The following is a 21,050-nucleotide window of genomic DNA, read 5'->3' on the forward strand; positions in this document are numbered from 1 at the left end:
TTTAACCAGATTAAGCGCTATGAATTCTCATATTCAAGACCGACCTTAGGACTTTGATCCTTGCTCGGTGCAGGATCTGCCGAGAAGCCGCGCAGCCCAACCACATGCACATGTTCGGTGTTATTGAACATTTTACGCACCAGTTTGTAGGTGGTGCCTTTTTCTGGGCTGATGTTCTCTGGCGCGGCGATGATCAGCTGCATCTCCAGACGTTCGCACAGCTCAAACAGTGTGGCGATCGAACGCGCATCAAGACGTGCCGCTTCATCAAGGAACAGCAGACGACACGGCGAAATATCTTTGCCACGCAGACGACGTGATTCCTCTTCCCAGCTCTGTACCACCATCACCAGAATCGACATCCCGGTACCGATCGCTTCACCGGTAGAGAGCGCCCCACTTTCTGCACGCAGCCAGCCGTCAGTGCCACGGTTCACTTCCACTTCCATCTCAAGATAGTTGCGGTAGTCGAGCAGTTCTTCACCGATGGTTTGCGGCGTGCGCTGGCCCATATCGATCTGCGGATTCAGGCGCTGATAGAGTTTCGCCAGCGCTTCCGAGAAGGTTAAGCGGTTGCTGGTAAACAGATCCTGATGCTGTTCATGCTCTTCCGACAGCGTATCCAGCAGCGTTGAGTGCGCTTCACGCACGTTCACGTTGAGGCGCACGCTGCGCACCTGACCAAAGCTCACCGCCTGCAACCCCTGGTTCAGCTGGCGAATACGGTTTTGCTCGCGCTGGATGGTTTTACGAATGATGTTCGCCGCACTGCGTGAGCTGATTGCCAGCGTCTGTTCACGCGCCGTCAGCTCTTCGGTCAGACGATTCAGCTCAATCTCCATCTGCTCGATGGCTTCAACCGGATCGTCGGTACGAATAATGTCCTGCCGAATACGTTCGCGCAGATGCTGATACACCGCGATAAAGAACTGAATCTTACGCTCCGGACGTTTTGGATCTTCAGACATACGCAGCACATCGCGCAGATGTTCGTTATCCGCCACCGCCAGACGCAGCGCACCCAGCGCCTTATCCGACATCGAACGCAGCTCATCGCCGCTGAGATAGGCCAGCTCGCGACGATGCAGACGACGCTCAACGCCATTCTCTTTCACCAGACGCAACACCGTGCACCAGCCCGCTTTCGCGCTGACCACCTGCTCACGAATCTGATGATAATCGCGTTCCAGCTTGCGCAGTTTTTTCTGCAGGCTGTCCATTTCGGCTTCACAGAAGGTGATCTGTTTTTCCAGCTGGTTGCGACGCGCACGATTGTGGCTCAGCGCGCTATACAGCTCATCACGACGAATGCGCGCGCGCTCCTCTGCACTGGCATCGGCATGCACGCCGATATCCTGCATCTCTTGCTGCAACTCTTTCAGCATGTCGCGTTTGGCATCGTATGAACTTTTTAGCGATGCCAGCACCTGCGAATACTGCGTCAGCTGCGCCTGATGTCCACGCAGACGTTCGCGTGCGCGGCTGCGCTCGCCTTCCGCCTGCTCCAGACGCTGACGCAACTGCTCGTTGAGATCGCTGTTGCCACCCAACATACCAGCCGAACTTTCATAGCTGAAGTGCGCGCGGCGCTGCACCACTTCGGTCAGCGCAAAGGCTTGCTGACGCGCATCACGCTGCTGCTGCTGTGCCTGCTGATAGTCGCGCTGCAGCTGTTCGTGCTGCTGCGGATCGCTTTGCAGTACCGCAATCAGCGGCTCCAGCTTGCTGAGTTTGCTGCCGTGCTGATGCAGGAAGCGCGCGGCTTCCTGTGCTTCTTCGACGCGCTCGCGGATCTCTTCACAGCGATCGCCAAGCGTGTCGTCGAGCAGCAGATTTACGCGCGGCAACAGGCGGTTCAGCTGGCTGACGCCCTCTTTTGCCTGCTCAAACTGCGCGCGCTGCTGCTGATTGTCATTCTCGTGCTGCGCCAGCGCCCGCTCCAGCTCGCCACGACGGCTGTTAAGCTGACGAATCTGCGCTTCCGGATCTTCATCAAACGCCACCGCTAAATGGCTACCGATGAAGCGGCTGAAGGATTGATGCAGACGCTGAGTTTTCTGTACATCAAACGACAGCGTGGCATAACGTTCAGCCAGCTGTTCACGTTCGTTGTTCAGCAACTCAAGCTGGTTTTCACGCGCCGCGCGACCAAACAGCGGCACTTTCGGGAAGCGGGAGTAGCGCCACTGACGCTCAGCCACTTTCACCACCACCGCTTTTTCCAGCTCTTCGACGCTAAATACGCTGTCGTCAAAGGCTTGCGGATCGCCTTCAATCAGATAGAGATCTTCCGGGCACTCGTCTAAACCGTCGAGCAGGTCGCGCACCAGCGACAGATCTGGCACTACGATGGCGTGGCGCGATGGACCGTATAGCGCCGAGAAGTACGGTGCGTCATCCAGCGTAACGTCATCATAAATTTCCGACAGCAGCACGCCGCCAAAACGTTCCGCCAGCTGCGTCAGGCGCGCATCTTCCGCACCGCCCGGTTGGCTCAGACGTTCAATCTGCTGTTCAACTTCGCGCTTACGCGCGGCCAGCTCGTCGCGCTCAACCGTGGTTTCACGCTCGCGCTCCAGCAGTTGCTGCATAAATTCGGTGATTTGCTGGCTGCTGGTCAGCTCCTGACCGGTTTGCTCGCTCAGCTGCGTCAGGATTTCCTGCGCCGCCAGCCAGTGTGGCGCACGCGCGGTCAGCGCAGTGATGCGTTCACGCAGCTGCTCCAGCTCCTGACGCATCAACATGCGGCGTTCACCGGCATCGGCAACGCTGCTATTCAGTTGCTCAATCTGCGCTTCGAGTTCACGCTGCAAGCCTTCCAGCGCATCCGCATCGTATTGCTGGCCCTGACGTTTGCAGAAATCCGCCAGCAAACGCTCAGCATCATGCTGCTCACGCAGACGGGTTTCTAATTCATTGAGGCGCAGACGCAGCGAGGAAAGCTGTTCGGCCTGGTGGCGCTGATTGCCAGCGTCGCGCAGTAATTCGCGCCCCACTTGCCACGCATCCTGACGACTGACGTCACCGGCGATGCTGGTAACTAACGCTAACGCTTGCTCAAACTGGCTGTGTGCCGCTTCGGCGACGCTCAGTTTCTGTTCCAGACGCAGCAGGCGCTCGGTGGCTTCTTCTTCACGCGCCTGGAAGGTTTCCTGCCATTCGGCCGCGTTATCGATAGTTAAATCAGGCAGCTGACACTGCGTACGCGCCTTTTCCAACGCCTGCAAGGCTTGCTGATACTGGATTGCCCGCGTCTGTTGCACGTCGAGCGCCTGCTGGAAATCGGCGAGTTGGCTTTTCAGCTCATCGACTTCCACCTCAGCTGCTTCGGCACGTGCTTCATTCTCTTCCTGCACTTCGCGCGCTTCGGCAACCACTTCGTTCTGCTCTTCGAGGCGATAGGTCAGCTCTTCCAGATCGGCATCATAACGCTCGATTTTTTCCTGCTGGCGCATGGCGGTTTGCACCAGATTCAGATGGTCGCTAGCGCCCTGATAATCGCTTTCCAGATCGCTCTCAGCACCGCTGTGCTCGGCCAACTCGCGCGCCATTTCAATGTGGCGATACTGCTCGGAAATCAGCTGGTTGCGGCTGGTAAACAGCTCATTACGCAGCTGCAGCGCGCCGTCGAGGTGAATACGACGCTCGTTGGCGTGGCGCATGTAGTCGGCGGAAACGTAGTTGGTAGCTTCCGAGATCAGATGCTTAAACAGGTCGCGATCGGATTGGGTGACGCGAATCGCTTCCAGCGTCATGCGGTTTTCCCGCAGCGCGGCTTCCATATCCTGGAAGGCTTTACGCACACCGCCGTTTTCTGGCAGCAGGTAATCGCGCAGTGAACGGGTGATAGCGCTGGAGATACCGCCGTACAGCGAAGCTTCAATCAGGCGATAGAACTTACTGCGATCGCTGGCGTTACGCAGACGACGCGGCACCACACCGAGCTCGAACAGCACCGCATGGTAATCGGTGACCGAGTTGTACTGTTTGAATTGCACGCCTTCCTGTGCTTCCACGCGCTCCTTTACTTCCGTCAGCGGCAACACGCGCGCCTGGCGGTTATTAAGGATTTCGGTCAGCATATCGGTCGCCTGTGAATCGCTCGGCAAGCCGTGAATACTGAATGGTTTGATATCGACCTTTTTATCGCGTCCCGCTACCTGCTGCAGACGTACGCCAACAATCACGCGTTGATGGCGTGAGTTGACCACATCCAGCACCGAATAACAGACGCCGGCGCGTAGCTTGCCGTGCAAACCTTTATCACGCGAACCGGAAGTTGCACCGGCTTCGGTGGTGTTACGGAAGTGCAGCAAGGTTAAGTCAGGGATCATCGCCGTCACGAAGGCGGCCATGGTGGTGGATTTACCCGCACCGTTACCGCCCGAAAGCGTGGTGACCAGTTCATCAAGATCAAAAGTACGGGCAAAGAAGCCGTTCCAGTTGATCAGCGTTAGCGAACGAAATTTACCGCGTTCAATCATGCTTGTTCATCCTCCGCGTTATCACTCGCGTCGCTTTCAGCGTCAATATCGTTATCTGCTTCATCGTTCTCAGTCGCAGCCGGCGCACTTTCCAGCGTCATCGCTTCACCGTCACGTATCAGGCGCAGCTGCGCTTCACGCGCATCGTCACCGCTGCGCACGTCGGCGCCAAAGCGGAACACTGATTCGGTGATGCGGAATTTGCTGCTGTCGTTGCCCATAAACCACACCATGCCGAGACGGCGCAGGCGACTCAGCGACGCGCGCATTTTTTCCTGCAGCTTGGCGCGGTCAAGATCGGAACCGGTGGAACGCTGATTGACCAGCTTGAGCAGTTTGCTCTCATCGGCCAGCGACAGCAGTTCGTCGTACAGCTCTTGCTGGGTAAAAATCCCCTCATTCGCCAGACGTTCCGGGCTGAGATAGAGATAGCAAAGAATTTTGCCCACCATCATATCCAGCTCGGACAACACCGAGCGTGGAATCAAAGTGGTTGAACGCGGACGCAGATAGAAGAAGCCTTCCGGCGCGCGGATCAGCTCAACGTTGTAGCGCGCGTAAAACTCTTCGAGATATTCCTGGTAATCCATCAGGAAGGCGTGATTATCCAGCTCTTCAATGCCAATGTGGCGACCCGCGCGTAACTGGCTATCGAGCGCCGGGAAAATCGGGTTTGCCAGAGCCAATGCCAGTTTGACTGGCATCACTTGTTCAATATTTGTCGATGACATGTGCCTGCACCTTGGCTCCGTAATCATTAATGGCCTGCCATTGCGCAGGCAGACCGGCTAAATCAGCTTCGGCCACGCCGAGTCGCACCGCTTGATCGATGACGATACGCGCCAGATCAAAGTGGCGCGCGCGCGGATACTGCGACAGATAGTCGCGCATCACCGTGGCCAGATGGAGCGGCTTCTGCTCCTGCTTATAAATCTGCAGCGCCTCTTCGATCATCGCGGCCAGCTGCTCGCGAATCTCATTAAACTCTTCGTATTCCATTTCCGGCGGCAGCTCGCCCATCACCTCGTCATTACGCAGCGTCATCTCTTCATCGCGCATATCGTAGAGACGATCGGCATTGGCGTAGGTCAGCGCCCACGGCTGATCGAAATAGTTTTGCACCGACAGGCGTAAACGCTGAGCAAACACGCGGTTCTTATCCATGTCGATGGCGGTACGAATAAACTTGTGTACATGGCGGTCGTAGCCGATCCACAGATCGATAGCCTGCTGGCCCCAGCTGATGATGCGATCGAGCTTGTTTTGTAGGTCAAACACCAGCTTATCGACAAAGCCCAGATCCGGGCTGCTCAGCGTCGCATCCTGGATGCGCAGCAGGTTGGCCTGCAGCTTATCGCCGGCCGCCTCCAGCGTATCCTGCAGTTCACGCAGCGTACCGGACGTTTCCGACAGCAACATTTCACAGCTGGAGATCGCCGCGCGCCAGTCTTTGTTAAGCAGATCGGCAATATCGGTTTTCACCGCTTGCTGCTGCTCATCCATCAGACGCTGCGTCATGTCGATGCTATCGAAGATTTCCGCCACCGAATATTTCAGCGGCGCAAACACGTTACGATGCCAGTGGAATTCATCACCGTCCTCTTCGGCGGCATCCGCGGCGCGTTTCAACTCCTGCGCCACAATCGACAGCTGCATCGACAGGCGCAGCGTGGAGAACTCGCGCTGGCGGATGTAATAGTCGGTAATGCCGATGGCGAGTGGCGTCAGGCGATAGATGGCGTGCCCTTCCGTCAGCTCGCTGGTAAAGCGGTTCAGCAAGCGCTGACGCACCATGTCATTGATGGCGTTATTGGCACGGACATGCACAGTTTCGTGGGTTTGTTCGAATGCTTTGCTAACGTGACGAAACGCGTCAATCAGCTCGCCTTCACTCATCTCACCGTCCATGCGCTCACCGTTTAAGGTGGCGATGGCCAGCAAAAAGGCCAGACGTTCTACCGGCAGCGCAAGCGAAAAATCGTTCTTGCGCGCCCATGCCACCAATTCGGGGACCGTCTGGGAAAATTCGCTCATAATTGATCCTTCTGGCTGGGTTTGCGCGCGGTCACGTGGATATAGCGCCCTAAGCTTAAAAAGGGCTCCTGGCGACAGAAACGCCGTTCCATCTCAATGATTTCCTCAACGCTCTTCCCTGCGCCGGGTTGCGGCTTCATGTAATCACAGAAGACGCGAATGCCCGCACGCCGTTCAATTTCAAATCCGCAGTTTGTCAGCCAACGCGTCACATCATCCGGATCGCGCGGGAAATCGGGCGACAGCGTGCGCTTTTTACGTTTGCTCATATTGGCGCGCATATAGCCGAAGTTGCCAAGCGTCAGGGTGCGGAAGGTTAAGCCGTGCGCGTTGTAAAACATCAACGACAGCACGCCGCCGGGCTTGAGCGTGTGCCACAACGCTTGCAGCACCTCTTCCGGATGCGCGACCCATTCCAACACCGCGTGAAACAATACCAGATCAACCTGCGTATCCAAATGTTCGCCCACCTGCTGGGCGCTAATTTGTTTGAATTGCATGTTGTGGCTCACACCCGCGGCAAGCGCATGGGCTTCCGCCAGCTTCAGCATCTCAGCAGAGAGATCGCACAGCACAACCTGATGACCGCGCGCCGCCAGCCCGCTTGAGACTTGTCCCACGCCGCCGCCGGCATCCAGCACCTTCAAGGATCCGGCAGGCAATGTCGGTAACAGAGCTTCCAGTTCGTCCCAGACAATCGCCTGGCGCACTTGCCCTTTGCGCGTGCCATAAATGTTCTGTGAGAATTTGTCCGCCAGATCGTCAAAGTTACGATCCTGCATGATGATGGCTCCGCTTTGCTGCATTCAACTTGTGCTATTTTGTCACAGGCTCAACAAGAATGAACCTTTCATGCCGCAGTAACCGTCTGGCAGCTGTTTTTTTGGACAAAAGAGGCCATATTCGATGTTTTTCGCATTTAAAAAAGTCATTGGCGGGATGTTGCTTCCCTTGCCGCTGCTGTTATTACTGATGGCGGCAGGACTTTTGCTGCTCTGGTTCAGCCGCTGGCAAAAAAGCGGCAAAATCCTCATCTCTTGCAGCTGGCTGCTGCTACTGATTTTGAGCCTGCAGCCGGTTGCCGATCGCCTGCTGTCACCGCTGGAAAATCATTATCCCACCTGGAACGGTAACGAGCCGGTCGATTATATCGTGGTGCTCGGCGGCGGCTATACCTTCAATCCGAATTGGGCACCGAGTTCCAACTTGATTAATAACAGTCTGCCGCGCGTGGCCGAAGGCGTGCGTCAGTGGCGGCGCTATCCGCAGGCCAAAATGATCTTTACGGGCGCAGCAGCCGGCGAAAACCCACGCAGCAGCGCCAGCGTGGCGGCCGAAGTGGCGGAAAGTCTGGGCGTGCCATCAGCAGCGATTATTCAGTTGGATCAACCAAGAGATACGATTGGCGAAGCTCGCGCGGTGAAACAGACGATTGGTGAACACCCGTTCTTACTGGTGACTTCCGCCAACCATCTGCCGCGTGCCATGCATTTCTTTCAAAGTGCCGGCATGAATCCGCTGGCCGCACCGGCAAATCAGTTGGCGGTGACCTCGCCGCTAAACTGGTGGGAACGCGTTATTCCGTCACCGCTGTGGCTAGCACACAGTGAGCGTGCGATCTATGAAACGCTGGGACAAACCTGGCAGAAGCTGCGCGGTGACTATCTCACCTCAACCCAGCCAGGGGAGTAATTGCGCGCGGGCGTGATCGAAGCGCGGACGGTCAAACTGTCCGCTGCTGACCAACGTGTCGACGCAATCCCACAGCTGATACAACCAGCGCCGCCAGAGAAAACCTTCCGCCACGGGCGCCCGCTGCAGATAGTGCTGCAGCAGTGACGCTTCTGCGCCGCTATCCGCCAGGCGCATCAGATCGTATTCGCGCGGTGCCCAGAGAATGTTGCCTGGCTGCATCATGGCAATAAGCTGATCGCTGTGCGCATCTTTTAACATACTGGCTAAGCGCAGGTTGCCGTGCATCAATACGCAGGGATCGTCAAATCCGTTGAACAGACGCGGTAATAGCTGACGGCTGCGAAACAGAATCTGACGATCTTCCAGTGTAAAAAACGGCGGTGACAAATAACCCAGCGTTGACCACAACACATCCACTCGCTGGCGATACCATGCGGGCCAGTTATTTTCCTGCACGCTGTCCACGCTGCCGACTAAGCCATGGCTGTCGATACGATGCCACGCCAGCACGCCTTCGACGATCTGTTCGCACAGCTGTTCCCAGCGTGCTGCGCTGCGGGCCGGAGCTTCCGCAGAAACACCGTTAAAGCGTGCCATCAGCAACATTTCATGTACCGGCTTTTGCTGGCTAAGCACCAGACCAAACACGGCAGGCACGGCGATCAAGCCATCATGGCCGAGCATGGTCAGTTTTTTAGCTTCCAGCGCAGCGCGTCCCTGATGACGAAAATACTTTGCCACCAGCGGCATCGGTTTACCGGCGTTATCGTAAAGCGCATACAGCCGCGTGTGCGCCTGCTCGCTAATGGTTTCGAGACGACTGATGCTTTCACCAAGCACCAACGCGAGTTCTGAACGGAGCTGTTCCATGCAATATCCTCCGACGTCAAAGGGCTGGAATATGCTGGAGGTGATGGCGGCGCAAAGCTTAGCGCCAGATCAAACTTTCAGGCCAGCGAGAGCCGCTGGCCGGTCGGAGATTAACCCTGCATAGCGAGACGAACCCGCTCAAGGTCTTCCGGCGTATCCACCCCAACACTTGGGATAGTTTTTGCCACCGCGACGTGAATCTTTTCACCGTACCACAGCACGCGCAGCTGTTCGAGCAACTCAATGAGCTCCAGCGGGCAAGGTTCCCACGCGATGTAGCGACGGATGAAACCGGCGCGATAGGCGTAGATGCCAATGTGGCGGAGCAGCGTGTCGCCAATCTGCTCGCGCGAACGCGCATAACGCTCGCGATCCCAGGGAATGGTGGCGCGTGAGAAGTAGAGCGCATAACCTTTGGCGTCCATCACCACTTTCACCGCGTTCGGGTTAAAGGCTTCTTCTGCATCGGTGATCGGCACCGCCAGCGTTGCCATCCCGGCTTCAGATTGCGCCAGATTACCTGCTACCTGACGTACAATCTCCGCCGGGATCATCGGCTCGTCGCCCTGCACGTTAACGATGATCGTGTCGTCGGCAAACTGATACTTTTCGATCACTTCGGCCAAACGCTCAGTGCCGGACTGATGATCGACCCGCGTCATGCACACTTCGCCGCCGGCCGCCGTTACCGCCGCTGCCACATCCGGATGATCGGTGGCGACAATCACGCGATCGGCACCCGATTCACGGGCGCGTTCCATAACGTGCAGCACCATCGGTTTACCCTGAATATCCACCAGCGGTTTGCCGGGCAGACGCGTTGAAGCGTAACGCGCAGGAATAATGGCAACAAAACTCATGGATGAATCTCTTCAACAGACAGCGTACGCGCTTCCACTTCCAGCAGCACTGGAATACCGTCACGTACCGGGTAAGCCAGGCCATCCGGTTTACAGATCAGCTCTTGCTGCTCTTTGTTGAAATAGAGTTTTCCGTTGCATACCGGGCAAGCAACGATTTCGAGTAAACGGTGATCCATAATCTTCTCCATTCAGGACCGATTCAGACGGGTAGCATAGCATAATAGCGTGCGCGTGAATGATGCACTCAAGCCGGACAAATGGCAGCTTTATTCACCAATCGACCAGCGAGTTGACCAGGCAGCCAGCAGTTCTGCCGGCGCATTTTCGATAATCACTTGGTTGGCGCCTTGCCACGCGGCGAAGCGATTAATGGCTTTTTGGACGTCATTAAGGAAAGCGTTACTGATGCGTGTGCCCTCTTCCAGCCAGAATGCACGAACCACTAATTGCTGCGCCTGACGCTCCATTTTGGCATCAATGCGCGCTTTCAATAATCCGCGATGCAGGACCGGCAGGACAAAATAACCATATTTGCGCTTTTCCGCAGGCGTATAGCACTCAATGCGGTAATCAAAATTAAACAGCTCCAGCGCGCGACGACGATCCCAAACCACTGGATCAAAGGGTGACAACAGCGCGGTATGTGTGGCAGAGAGTGGCTTTTCCAGCAGCGGCAATAATGCGTGGTGTAACCACATTTCGTCCAGTTGCTCGACCTCAACACGCACAATTTCTCCGCGTGCAGCCGCATCCGCAAGCCATGACTTGAGCGGTGCGCGTTTGAGCCGGTAATAATCGGCTAACCAACTGCCACGGAAAATGCCGAGACTGCGCGCGCTGTGACTCAGCATCAGTATCACCGCTTCGTCTTCACTTAACGCATGCTGTTCATCAATCCAGTCCGGCATCACGCGGCTGTGCAGATCGTAAACCCGCTGGAAGTTGCGCCGCTCCACCACCATCAACTGACCCGCACTGAACAAATTCTCCAGATGACGCTTATGCGGCTTCCACGCCCACCAGCCCGGTTTGGTCTGTTTATCATTACTGAAATCGGCTGCTCGCACTGGGCCGTTGACGGAGATGTGTTGCAGTAGGTCAGTGATTTCCTGTTGATGTTCCTCAACCCATCGTTGGTTGTACTTCCAGCCCAGTCGCTGCGGTTCCAGCATGCGGTGGCGCAGCAACGGGTAATCTTCGAAAGGAATAAAACAGGCTTCATGAGCCCAATATTCAAATAATGCGCCCGAGGCCAGCGCCTCTTCCAGCCAGTTGGTCTGATACGCGCCAAGGCGGCTAAACAGCACCAGATAAGGACTGCGTGCCACCACATTGATGGTATCAATTTGCAGCAAAGACATCTGACGCACAGTCGCGTGTATATCAGCAAAGCGCGCACGTCGGCCTAAAGGACGTAACAGTCCCTGAGCAGCCAGATGCAGATGACGAGCAGTTTGCAACGAGAGGGAAGCGACGAGGTTCATAACTCCATTCCCTCTTTGGTGGTTAGCGCGAACGGGCGTCTCGCGCGGTAGTGCAGAGATGGGTGATATCGTCTAACAAGGTTGTCACCGCCGCGCCTTGCAGATGCGCATCAACCGGCAAATACCACCAGTTTGGGCGAGCAAAACTACGGCATTTTACCGCATCTTTTTCCGTCATCAGCAAGCACTGATCTGCCTGAGTCAGACGCCGCAATTCGTCTTCGCTGTAAGCATGGTGATCGGCGAAGGCAATTTCAGCCACTGGCTTGATGCCTTGCTGCTTAAGTGTGTTGAAGAAGCGCGGCGGATGACCAATGCCGGCCATCGCGACAATTTCCGGTAATTGCGCTAACGCCACGCTTGCACCGTTGATCAGGTTGACCGCCAGACCGGGCTGCAATGACATCGCAATTTCGCCCGCCTGCGCATCGCCGCCGTTAACAATCACCGCATCTACGGTGCTAAGTCGTGAGGCGCGTTCACGCATCGGCCCAGCCGGTAACCACCAGCCATTGCCAAAACGACGCATCCCATCCACCACCACGATTTCGCGATCGCGCTGCAGCGCGTAATGCTGCAGGCCATCATCGGTGATAATCACATCCAGATCGTGCGCAGCGAGCAAGCCTTCTACCGCCAGACGCCGCCGTGGCGCAACGGCGACCGGCACTTGCGTGCGTTGAGCGATCAGCACAGGTTCATCGCCGGCCTGCGCCGTGGGCGTTTCAGCGGTAACCAGCAGCGGATAACGTTCAGCTTTTCCGCCGTAACCCCGCGACACCACGCCAGCACGTACTCCACGTTGTTGCAGCGCCTGCACCAACCAAATCACTACAGGCGTTTTACCATTCCCACCTGCGGTGAGGTTCCCCACCACAATCACAGGGCAAGGCGCGCGCCAACTTTTTCGCCAACCGCGCTGGAAGCTGAGGCGAATCAATAGGGTGATCGCCCCATAAAGCAGACTCAGCGGCCATAGCAGCAGCCATAACGGCGAACGCCCGCTCCAGATGCGTTCAATCATTGACCGAACTGCAGTTTGTGAAGCTGCGCATAGGCGCCCTTCTGTTCAAGCAGCACGCTGTGAGTACCGCGTTCGACAATGCGACCATCTTCAACTACGACGATCTCATCGGCTTTCTCAATGGTCGACAGACGGTGCGCAATCACCAGTGAGGTGCGATTTTTCTGCAGCTCATCAAGTGCGGCCTGAATCGCCCGCTCAGATTCGGTATCGAGCGCTGATGTGGCTTCATCGAGAATCAAAATCGGGCAGTCGCGCAGTAACGCACGCGCAATCGCAATACGCTGACGCTGACCACCGGAAAGCAGCACGCCATTCTCACCAATAACGGTATCAAGGCCATTATCCATCTTCTGGATGAAGTCCATTGCATGCGCCATGGTCGCAGCCTGCTCGATTTGCTCGCGCGTGTATTGACCATTACGGGCATAAGAAATGTTGTTGGCGACGGTGTCGTTGAAGAGATGAACGTTCTGGGAAACCAATGCCACTTGATTACGCAGTGAACGCAGGGTGTATTCGCGCAGATCGTGGCCATCCAGCAGAATTTCACCGCTATCAATGTCGTAGAAGCGCGTCAGCAAGCTGGCCATAGTGGATTTACCAGAGCCAGAACGGCCGACCAGTGCAACGGTTTTACCGGCAGGCAGCGACAGGTTGATATCACGCAGCGCAGGAATTTCACGGCCTGGATAGGTAAAGGTCACGTTGCGGAATTCCACATCACCCTTAGCACGATCCATTTCACGCTTGCCGTTATCCACTTCCTGCTCACTGTCAAGAATCGAGAACAGCGTCTGACAAGCCGCCATACCGCGCTGGAACTGTGCATTCACGTTGGTCAGTGACTTGAGCGGACGCATCAGGGCGATCATTGATGAGAAGACCACGGTGATGGTACCGGCTGTCAGCGTTTCCATCACGCTTGGGAAACTGGCGGCATAAAGTACAAATGCCAGTGCCAGCGAGGCAATCAACTGGATTACCGGATCAGAGATTGAAGATGCTGACACCAGTTTCATGCCTTGTTGGCGCATCCTGTTACTGACCTGAGAAAAACGCTTGGCTTCCACTTCCTGGCCACCAAAGATCAGCACTTCTTTATGCCCTTTTAGCATCTGTTCGGCGCTGGTGGTGACCTGTCCCATGGTGTTCTGCATGTTCTTACTGATGCTGCGGAAACGTTTGGAAACAGTACGAATAGCAAAGGAGACGATCGGTGCCAGCACAATGAGAATCAAAGACAGCTGCCAGCTGTAATAGAACATCATGATGAACAGGCCAATGATTGAGGCCCCTTCACGCACCACCGTAACCAGTGCACTGGAAGAGGAAGAGGCCACCTGTTCAGAATCGTAGGTGATGCGTGACAGCAGCGTCCCCGTTGATTGCTGATCAAAGAAGGTTACCGGCATGCCCATCATATGGCCGAACAGGCGGCGACGCATATTCATGACCACGTTGCCGGACACCCATGAGATGCAGTAACTGGAGATATAACTGGTCACGCCACGTACCAGCATCAGGCCAATTACCACTAGCGGCATCCACAGCATTACGGATCTGTCTGCTTTACCGAAGCCATCATCCAGTAAAGGTTTCAACAGAGAGAGCATCAGGGTATCGCCTGCCGCATTGAGTATCAGCGCCACCGCTGACACATACAGGCCAGCCTTGTGGGGCGCAATCATCGGCCAGAGTCGACGGAATGTCTGCCACGTTGAGAGATCTTTATCTTGATGCATTATTTATTCACGCTGTTTGAAATAGCCGCTCATTCTACCTGGAATCGCGTTTGACGCCAAACCACTGATGGTACCATCGAGGCATTATTTGCTCTCTTAAGCCCTTAATTTGCCATTGACCTTGTCTGATACCCACATGAATCTGACCCGATTGTGCCGTGTCGTACCACATATAGCCTTGCTGACGATAGCGTTGCACCACGGCTGGCGCAGGCATACGCCAGGCGTTATACCGCGCCACCGAAGCAATTGCTGCTTTCCCAGCAACATTACGTAACAGTAATGCGCCTGATGAAGTCCGACTACCATGGTGCGGAACCTGCAAAATTGTCGCGTTCAGAGCCTCTTTTTCCAGCGCGACAATTTTTCTCTCGGCTTCTAACTCAATATCCCCGGTGAGTAACACGCTGAAGAGCCCGTCATCGACTCGCACCACACAGGAATCGTTATTTTGTCCCTGGGTCTGATTCTCCGGCGGCCACAAAGCGGTAAATTGCAATTTGCCCCACTGCCACCGCTGGCCACGGAAGCATGGCAGGTGTCCGTCTTCCGCCAGGGCACTACGAATTGCTACCGCTGGATTAACTTTGAGCAATGAGTGTAGCCCACCACGGTGATCAAGATGCTTGTGGCTTAATATCAAAGAATGGAGGCTTCTGCCGTGATACTGCAACCATGGCAGAATGACGCGCGAACCGGCATCATCCTGTTTCCAACCTGGTCCAACGTCATATAACACCACTTCATTGCCCTGTGTAATGGCAATCGCCAGGCCATGCCCCACATCAATCATGTCGATTTGCCAGTCATCACGCTGTGCAGCGCTGCGCCAGAGGATGATTGCGAGTATCAGGCTAAAACACGGCATCACACTGCGATAAATCAGCTTGCTGCGCCAGAGAACTAACCCTACCCACAGCAGCACGATAGTAGGTAACGTATCGCTCCATGCCCACCAGCCAGCGGGTAACCACTGCAGCAGGAGCATGACCTGGCTTATGGAAAGATCCGCCAGAGACCATAATCCCGTTGAAATCAGCGGCACTGGCAATAGCATTGCCAGCAATATCAGTGGCACCGTGACAAAAGACACAACCGGCACCGCGATCAGATTTGCTAATAACGCACTCAGGCTTATTCCCTGAAACAGGAAGATTTGTAGTGGAGCCATGAGGATCATCATTCCTAACTGCAGATGTAGCAATTGCAATAACAGCCATCGACGCTTTGCGCGAAAGCGATGTGGTAATGGAAACCATTGATACCAGGCAATCAGCATCGCGACCGCCAGTGCCGACAACCAAAAGCTTTCTGACAGCACAGTTAATGGATCCAGTACCAGCAAAACGCCGATACATAACGTCCAAACTTGCCAGCCACTGAGCTGCCAACCGGCGCTGCGCATCCCTATCCAAAGTATGAGCGCGATCATCGCGCGCTGGGCCGGTGCATGACTGCCAGAAACCCACGTGTAAGTCGCTGCGGTCATAACACTAACCAGCAGCGGAAATAAATGACCAATCAAATGACCCGGCAAAATTACCTGGATAGCACGTGCTAACAGCCATCCAACGCTGGCAGCTAATGCAATATGCATTCCCGAGATTGCCATCAAGTGGGCAGTACCTGTTTCCCGCAGCAACTGTCGCTGCTCATCAGTCATGTTGGTACGTATACCAAACGCTAAAGCCTGCATAATTGCCGGTTGTTTGAGCGTATCGAATGCGGGTAGATGATGATTAATTAAACGCGTCCGCCAGTTGCAAGTTAGCGATTCCACCTGCTGACTGATGATGCGCCCTTGCAGCGGCGTGTGATTAGACAAGGCAAAGCGCTGCAGATCGAACTCGCCTTCATTTAATCTGCCGTGGACGGCACGCAGTCGCAGTTTCATCTGCCAGCGCTGACCGGCACAGTACGGTTGCTCCATCGAAGCATTATTGAGCGTGACAAAGAGAGGTGGAAACTGATAACGCTGACCGACACGTAAGATTTGCACGGTTAATTGCTGCTTATGTTCACGAACTTCAGTCACACGTACAGTGGCTTCAATTGAGGCGGCAGTCAGATCCCCAATGGCATTGACCATCTGGCGGGCTTCCGTCAATGTCCAGGCCACCATTAAGAGAGCAATTCCTGCAAGCCGTAGCAACGTGATTGGCATCAACCCAAGCGCCACAGCGAATACAACCATGATGACTATTCCGTTGGCAGCGGGTATGTGCGGCAATATGCCCAACGGCAATGCCGAGGCAATCATCAATCTGGCCAGAACAATCCAGTTCATATGCATTATTACTCTCCCTCATTGGCGGAAGAGTGTGCCGAGAAAAGCAGGGATTTACTTCATTGAAAAGAGAGTGTGTCGCGATGGATTCCGAGACTTTTGCAGAGATTACATTGATGAGACTTCATTTTGGAAAGCAGGTCTCAATTCCGCATACTCTAAGCAAAAAAAAACGACACCCTAGAGTGTCGTTTTTATCGTTCGGTAACGGCTTAGCCGTAGATGTTCGCACGGTCACGCAATTCTTTGCCCGGCTTAAAGTGGGGAACGTATTTACCTTCCAGATCCACTTTGTCGCCCGTTTTCGGGTTACGACCCGTACGCGGTGCACGGTAATGCAAAGAAAAGCTGCCGAATCCCCGGATTTCAATGCGCTCGCCCTGGGCCAACGTAGTGGCCATGTGCTCAAGCATCTCTTTGACCGCATCCTCAACGACTTTCGCCGGAATATGAGTATGCTGGCCAGCAAGTCTTTCAATTAGTTCTGACTTGGTCATGTAACCTCCGGTTAATCCTTATTTGGAAAGGTATGACAGCTTTTACCGAAACCGGACGATTTTCATCGTCCGGTGCCTTAGGTCGATTACTCGCCTTTAGCCGCTTTGAACGCTTCAGCCATCGCGCTAGAGAAGTTGCTGCCTTCATCCTGTTTGGTGTTAACAGTGTTGATAGCTTCTTTCTCATCAGCCTGGTCTTTAGCACGAACAGACAGGCTCACTACGCGGTTCTTACGGTCAACACCGGTGAATTTAGCTTCAACGTCGTCGCCAACACTCAGAACCAGAGTTGCGTCTTCGATGCGGTCCAGAGAAGCTTCAGAAGCGCGCAGGTAACCCTCTACGCCGTCAGCTAATTCTACTGTAGCACCTTTCGCGTCAACTGCAGTGACTTTACCAGTCACGATAGCGCCTTTCTTGTTCAGGGTGATGTAGTTGTTGAATGGATCTTCAGCCAACTGCTTCACGCCCAGAGAGATGCGCTCGCGCTCTGCATCAACCTGCAGTACAACGGCAGCGATTTCGTCGCCTTTTTTGTACTCACGAACGGCTTCTTCGCCAGTCGCGTTCCAGGAGATGTCAGACAGGTGAACCAGACCGTCGATGCCACCGTCCAGGCCGATGAAGATACCGAAGTCAGTGATTGACTTGATTTTACCTTCAACGCGATCGCCTTTGTTGTGGGTCTCAGCGAACAGCTGCCATGGGTTAGATTTGCACTGCTTCAGACCCAGGGAGATACGACGACGCTCTTCATCGATGTCCAGAACCATTACTTCAACCACATCGCCTACGTTTACAACTTTAGACGGATGGATGTTTTTGTTGGTCCAGTCCATTTCTGAAACGTGTACCAGACCTTCAACGCCTTCTTCGATTTCTACGAAGCAGCCGTAATCAGTCAGGTTAGTTACACGACCAGTCAGGCGGGTGCCTTCTGGATAGCGCTTAGCGATAGCAACCCAAGGATCTTCGCCCAGCTGTTTCAGGCCCAGAGATACACGGGTACGCTCGCGGTCGAACTTCAGCACTTTAACAGTGATTTCGTCGCCCACGTTGACGATTTCGCTCGGATGCTTAACGCGTTTCCAAGCCATATCGGTAATGTGCAGCAGGCCATCAACGCCGCCCAGATCCACGAATGCACCGTAGTCAGTGAGGTTCTTAACGATACCTTTAACTTCCATGCCTTCCTGCAGGTTTTCCAGCAGCTGATCGCGCTCAGCGCTGTTCTCAGATTCGATAACTGCACGGCGTGAAACCACGACGTTGTTACGTTTCTGATCAAGCTTGATTACTTTGAATTCAAGCTCTTTGCCTTCCAGGTGCAGAGTATCGCGAACCGGACGGACGTCTACCAGTGAACCTGGCAGGAACGCACGAATACCGTTCAGCTCAACTGTGAAGCCACCTTTAACTTTGCCGTTGATAACACCGGTAACAGTTTCAGCGTCTTCGTAAGCTTTTTCCAGCGTGATCCAAGCTTCGTGACGTTTAGCTTTCTCACGGGACAGCAGGGTTTCACCGAAGCCGTCTTCTACTGCGTCCAGCGCAACGTCAACTTCGTCGCCTACCTGGATTTCCAGTTCGCCGGCTGCGTTCTTGAACTGCTCTGCAGGAATTGCAGATTCAGATTTCAGACCCGCATCAACCAGAACTACGTCTTTGTCGATAGAGACAACAACGCCACGAACGATGGAACCCGGACGGGTTTCGATTTCTTTCAGGGACTCTTCAAAGAGTTGAGCAAAAGATTCAGTCATATTGATAATCTTAGGATTCTTCAATTTAACGTCCACCTGACTTCATTGTCGGATGGGGTTGTTTCACATGCCCTGCACCGGGTCCTTGGTACAGGGTTACAGCAATTCGGTTGCCGAAAGATTAAATGCCCAACTTACGCTTAGCATAATCAAGCGCCTTTTCAATCACTTGCTCAATCGACATACTGGTTGAATCCAGTACCAGAGCATCTGTGGCAGGCACTAAAGGGGCGATGGCACGATTACGATCGCGGTCGTCGCGTTCCCTTATCTCGGATAAAAGGCGATCAAAGTTAACATTAAAGCCTTTCTCCTGCAACTGTAGCATACGGCGATGCGCACGCTCTTCCGAGCTGGCGTCGAGGAATATTTTCACTGGCGCATCAGGGAAAACCACGGTTCCCATATCGCGTCCATCAGCGATTAAACCGGGCTCTTCGCGGAATGCACGTTGGCGTCGAAGTAATGCCTCACGCACCCGCGGGAAAGCGGCAACGCGCGATGCGGTGTTGCTGACTTCTTGCGTGCGGATTTCACCGGTGACATCTTCACCTTCAAGAACCACCTGCATTTCACCGTCAACCGATAGAAAACGCACATCAAGATGCGCAGCCATCGGTACTAATGCTTCCTCGGACTCAATATCCACCTGATGGTGAAGTGCGGCCAATGCTAAAACGCGATAAATAGCGCCAGAATCCAGTAAGTGCCACTGCAACGACTCCGCCATCGCTTTACATAAAGTCCCTTTACCCGCGCCACTTGGCCCATCGATGGTAATAACCGGGGCGATTGCCGTCATTGTTCTCTCCTGTTGCTGCGTGCTTATTGTCAGCCCTTCCAGGCCGCCTGGATTGCGCGGCATTATACGCTGCCTGCGTCGGGTTAGTTACCCTTTAGCGTAGACAGCGCTAGAAATATAGACAGATTCAGAACAATTTCCGCCTGATAAGGCCAGAAGAGAGCAAAGAAACCCGGCGCAGTGCACCGGGTTAAACGATCAGGAAGTATGACTGATTTTCGCCAACTGCTGGAAATAGCTCGGGAAGGTTTTCGCAGTGCAGCCTGGATCAAGGATGGTTACCGGCGTATCGGACAGAGCCACCAGTGCGAAGCACATTGCCATACGGTGATCGTTGTAAGTACCGATGTCCGCATGTTGCAACTGAGCCGGCGGTGTGACACGAATAAAGTCTTGCCCTTCTTCTACTTCCGCCCCCACTTTGCGTAACTCAGTCGCCATCGCAGCAAGGCGGTCGGTCTCTTTTACGCGCCAGTTATAGATGTTGCGCATCAACGTGGTGCCTTGAGCGAAGAGTGCAGTAGTTGCAATTGTCATTGCCGCATCGGGAATATGGTTCATATCCATATCGATTGCCGTCAGCGATCCGCGTGTGCAAGAGATATAGTCATCTCCCCACTCAATCACTGCGCCCATCTTTTCCAGCACATCAGCAAAACGGATATCGCCCTGCACGCTGTTGCGGCCAATACCGGTTACACGTACGGTACCCCCTTTAATGGCAGCGGCAGCGAGGAAATATGATGCAGAAGACGCATCACCTTCCACCAGATAATCGCCCGGAGACTGGTACTGTTGCTGCCCTTTAACCACAAAACGCTGATAGTCCTGATTATCAACATCCACACCAAAGCAACGCATCAGGTGCAAGGTGATATCAATGTAAGGCTTAGAAACCAGATCGCCTTTTATGGTGATGATGGTGTCTTGCTGCGCCAGTGGCGCGGTCATTAGCAATGCCGTGAGGAACTGGCTGGATACACTGCCATCGACGCTGACTTCCCCACCAACAAAACCACCATTAAGACGCACTGGCGGGTAATCGGTCTGTTCGAGATAGTCAATCTTTGCTCCGCCCTGACGCAGTGCATCAACCAGATGACCAATCGGACGCTCTTTCATGCGTGGCTCGCCAGTCAGAACGATTGACTGCTCGCCCAAACAGAGCGCGGCAGCCAAAGGTCGCATCGCTGTACCTGCGTTACCGAGAAACAGCTCAAGCGGTTTTTCAGCATGTAAAGGGCCCGCGTTACCTACTACTTCGCATACGGTGCGATCGTCTGAGAGCGTATAGCTGACACCCAGCGCTTTGAGGGCATTCAGCATGTGCTTAACGTCATCGCTATTAAGCAAGTTAGTCAGGCGGGTGGTGCCCTTTGCCAGCGCGGCCAGCAAGAGTGCGCGGTTCGAGACGCTTTTTGAACCCGGTAAGTTTACCGTGCCGTCAACGCGAGCAATCGGTTGTAGAGTCAGGGAGTCCTGCATGTGAAACCAAATCTCCA

16 protein-coding genes are annotated in these 21,050 nt (G+C 54.5%); 1 reads left to right on the forward strand and 15 read right to left on the reverse strand.

Annotation, left to right across the window (positions count from 1 at the left end; translation table 11 throughout):
* Positions 1 to 17: 17 nt before the first annotated feature.
* From mukB to cmoM, 4 genes are read right to left on the reverse strand one after another with little or no spacing between them, the layout of a single operon-like run.
* Entirely contained in the window at positions 18 to 4,484 is a 4,467-nt protein-coding gene (mukB, locus tag ACVLVH_RS16075) for a chromosome partition protein MukB (protein WP_192413852.1), read from the reverse strand.
* Positions 4,481 to 5,215, reverse strand: coding sequence for a chromosome partition protein MukE (gene mukE / locus ACVLVH_RS16080; RefSeq protein WP_101760949.1), 735 nt, complete (start codon positions 5,213 to 5,215; stop codon positions 4,481 to 4,483). The genes mukB and mukE overlap by 4 nt, the downstream gene beginning before the upstream one ends.
* Positions 5,196 to 6,518: a chromosome partition protein MukF gene (gene mukF / locus ACVLVH_RS16085; protein ID WP_192413854.1), complete on the reverse strand. Its 1,323-nt coding sequence runs from the start codon at positions 6,516 to 6,518 to the stop codon at positions 5,196 to 5,198. The genes mukE and mukF overlap by 20 nt, the downstream gene beginning before the upstream one ends.
* Positions 6,515 to 7,300, reverse strand: a complete 786-nt coding sequence (cmoM, locus tag ACVLVH_RS16090; protein WP_101760950.1) for a tRNA uridine 5-oxyacetic acid(34) methyltransferase CmoM — start codon at positions 7,298 to 7,300, stop codon at positions 6,515 to 6,517. The genes mukF and cmoM overlap by 4 nt, the downstream gene beginning before the upstream one ends.
* A gap of 124 nt (positions 7,301 to 7,424) precedes the next feature.
* Here cmoM and elyC point away from each other — a divergent pair, with 124 nt between their 5' ends.
* Positions 7,425 to 8,210, forward strand: coding sequence for an envelope biogenesis factor ElyC (elyC, locus tag ACVLVH_RS16095; RefSeq protein ID WP_192413856.1), 786 nt, complete (start codon positions 7,425 to 7,427; stop codon positions 8,208 to 8,210).
* Here elyC and ACVLVH_RS16100 read toward each other — a convergent pair.
* From ACVLVH_RS16100 to aroA, 11 genes are all read right to left on the reverse strand, one after another.
* Entirely contained in the window at positions 8,190 to 9,083 is an 894-nt protein-coding gene (locus ACVLVH_RS16100; RefSeq protein WP_101760952.1) for a YcbJ family phosphotransferase, read from the reverse strand. The two genes, elyC and ACVLVH_RS16100, sit on opposite strands and share 21 nt — an antisense overlap.
* A 110-nt stretch (positions 9,084 to 9,193) precedes the next feature.
* Entirely contained in the window at positions 9,194 to 9,943 is a 750-nt protein-coding gene (gene kdsB / locus ACVLVH_RS16105) for a 3-deoxy-manno-octulosonate cytidylyltransferase (protein WP_192413858.1), read from the reverse strand.
* On the reverse strand, positions 9,940 to 10,122 hold the full coding sequence (locus ACVLVH_RS16110) for a Trm112 family protein (RefSeq protein WP_007887424.1): 183 nt from the start codon (positions 10,120 to 10,122) through the stop codon (positions 9,940 to 9,942). Before ACVLVH_RS16110 ends, kdsB begins: the two co-directional genes overlap by 4 nt.
* Before the next feature lie 90 nt (positions 10,123 to 10,212).
* Positions 10,213 to 11,430 (reverse strand): winged helix-turn-helix domain-containing protein, encoded by a 1,218-nt coding sequence (locus tag ACVLVH_RS16115; protein WP_192413860.1) that lies wholly within the window; start codon positions 11,428 to 11,430, stop codon positions 10,213 to 10,215.
* Between the two features lie 22 nt (positions 11,431 to 11,452).
* Positions 11,453 to 12,454: a tetraacyldisaccharide 4'-kinase gene (gene lpxK / locus ACVLVH_RS16120; protein WP_110865845.1), complete on the reverse strand. Its 1,002-nt coding sequence runs from the start codon at positions 12,452 to 12,454 to the stop codon at positions 11,453 to 11,455.
* A complete protein-coding gene (gene msbA, locus ACVLVH_RS16125; protein ID WP_101760956.1) occupies positions 12,451 to 14,199 on the reverse strand; it encodes a lipid A ABC transporter ATP-binding protein/permease MsbA in 1,749 nt (582 codons plus the stop codon). The genes lpxK and msbA overlap by 4 nt, the downstream gene beginning before the upstream one ends.
* A 34-nt stretch (positions 14,200 to 14,233) precedes the next feature.
* A complete protein-coding gene (locus ACVLVH_RS16130; RefSeq protein ID WP_192413862.1) occupies positions 14,234 to 16,492 on the reverse strand; it encodes a DNA internalization-related competence protein ComEC/Rec2 in 2,259 nt (752 codons plus the stop codon).
* 206 nt (positions 16,493 to 16,698) lie between these two features.
* Positions 16,699 to 16,983: an integration host factor subunit beta gene (ihfB, locus tag ACVLVH_RS16135; RefSeq protein ID WP_003849360.1), complete on the reverse strand. Its 285-nt coding sequence runs from the start codon at positions 16,981 to 16,983 to the stop codon at positions 16,699 to 16,701.
* Between the two features lie 86 nt (positions 16,984 to 17,069).
* The gene (gene rpsA, locus ACVLVH_RS16140) at positions 17,070 to 18,746 is read right to left on the reverse strand and encodes a 30S ribosomal protein S1 (RefSeq protein WP_052025984.1); all 1,677 of its coding nucleotides are present in this window, start codon (positions 18,744 to 18,746) and stop codon (positions 17,070 to 17,072) included.
* A 121-nt stretch (positions 18,747 to 18,867) separates the two neighbouring features.
* Positions 18,868 to 19,548: a (d)CMP kinase gene (gene cmk / locus ACVLVH_RS16145; RefSeq protein ID WP_192234411.1), complete on the reverse strand. Its 681-nt coding sequence runs from the start codon at positions 19,546 to 19,548 to the stop codon at positions 18,868 to 18,870.
* A gap of 198 nt (positions 19,549 to 19,746) precedes the next feature.
* Entirely contained in the window at positions 19,747 to 21,033 is a 1,287-nt protein-coding gene (aroA, locus tag ACVLVH_RS16150; protein WP_192413864.1) for a 3-phosphoshikimate 1-carboxyvinyltransferase, read from the reverse strand.
* Positions 21,034 to 21,050: the final 17 nt, after the last annotated feature.

This window comes from Kluyvera sp. 1366 (assembly GCF_054823405.1).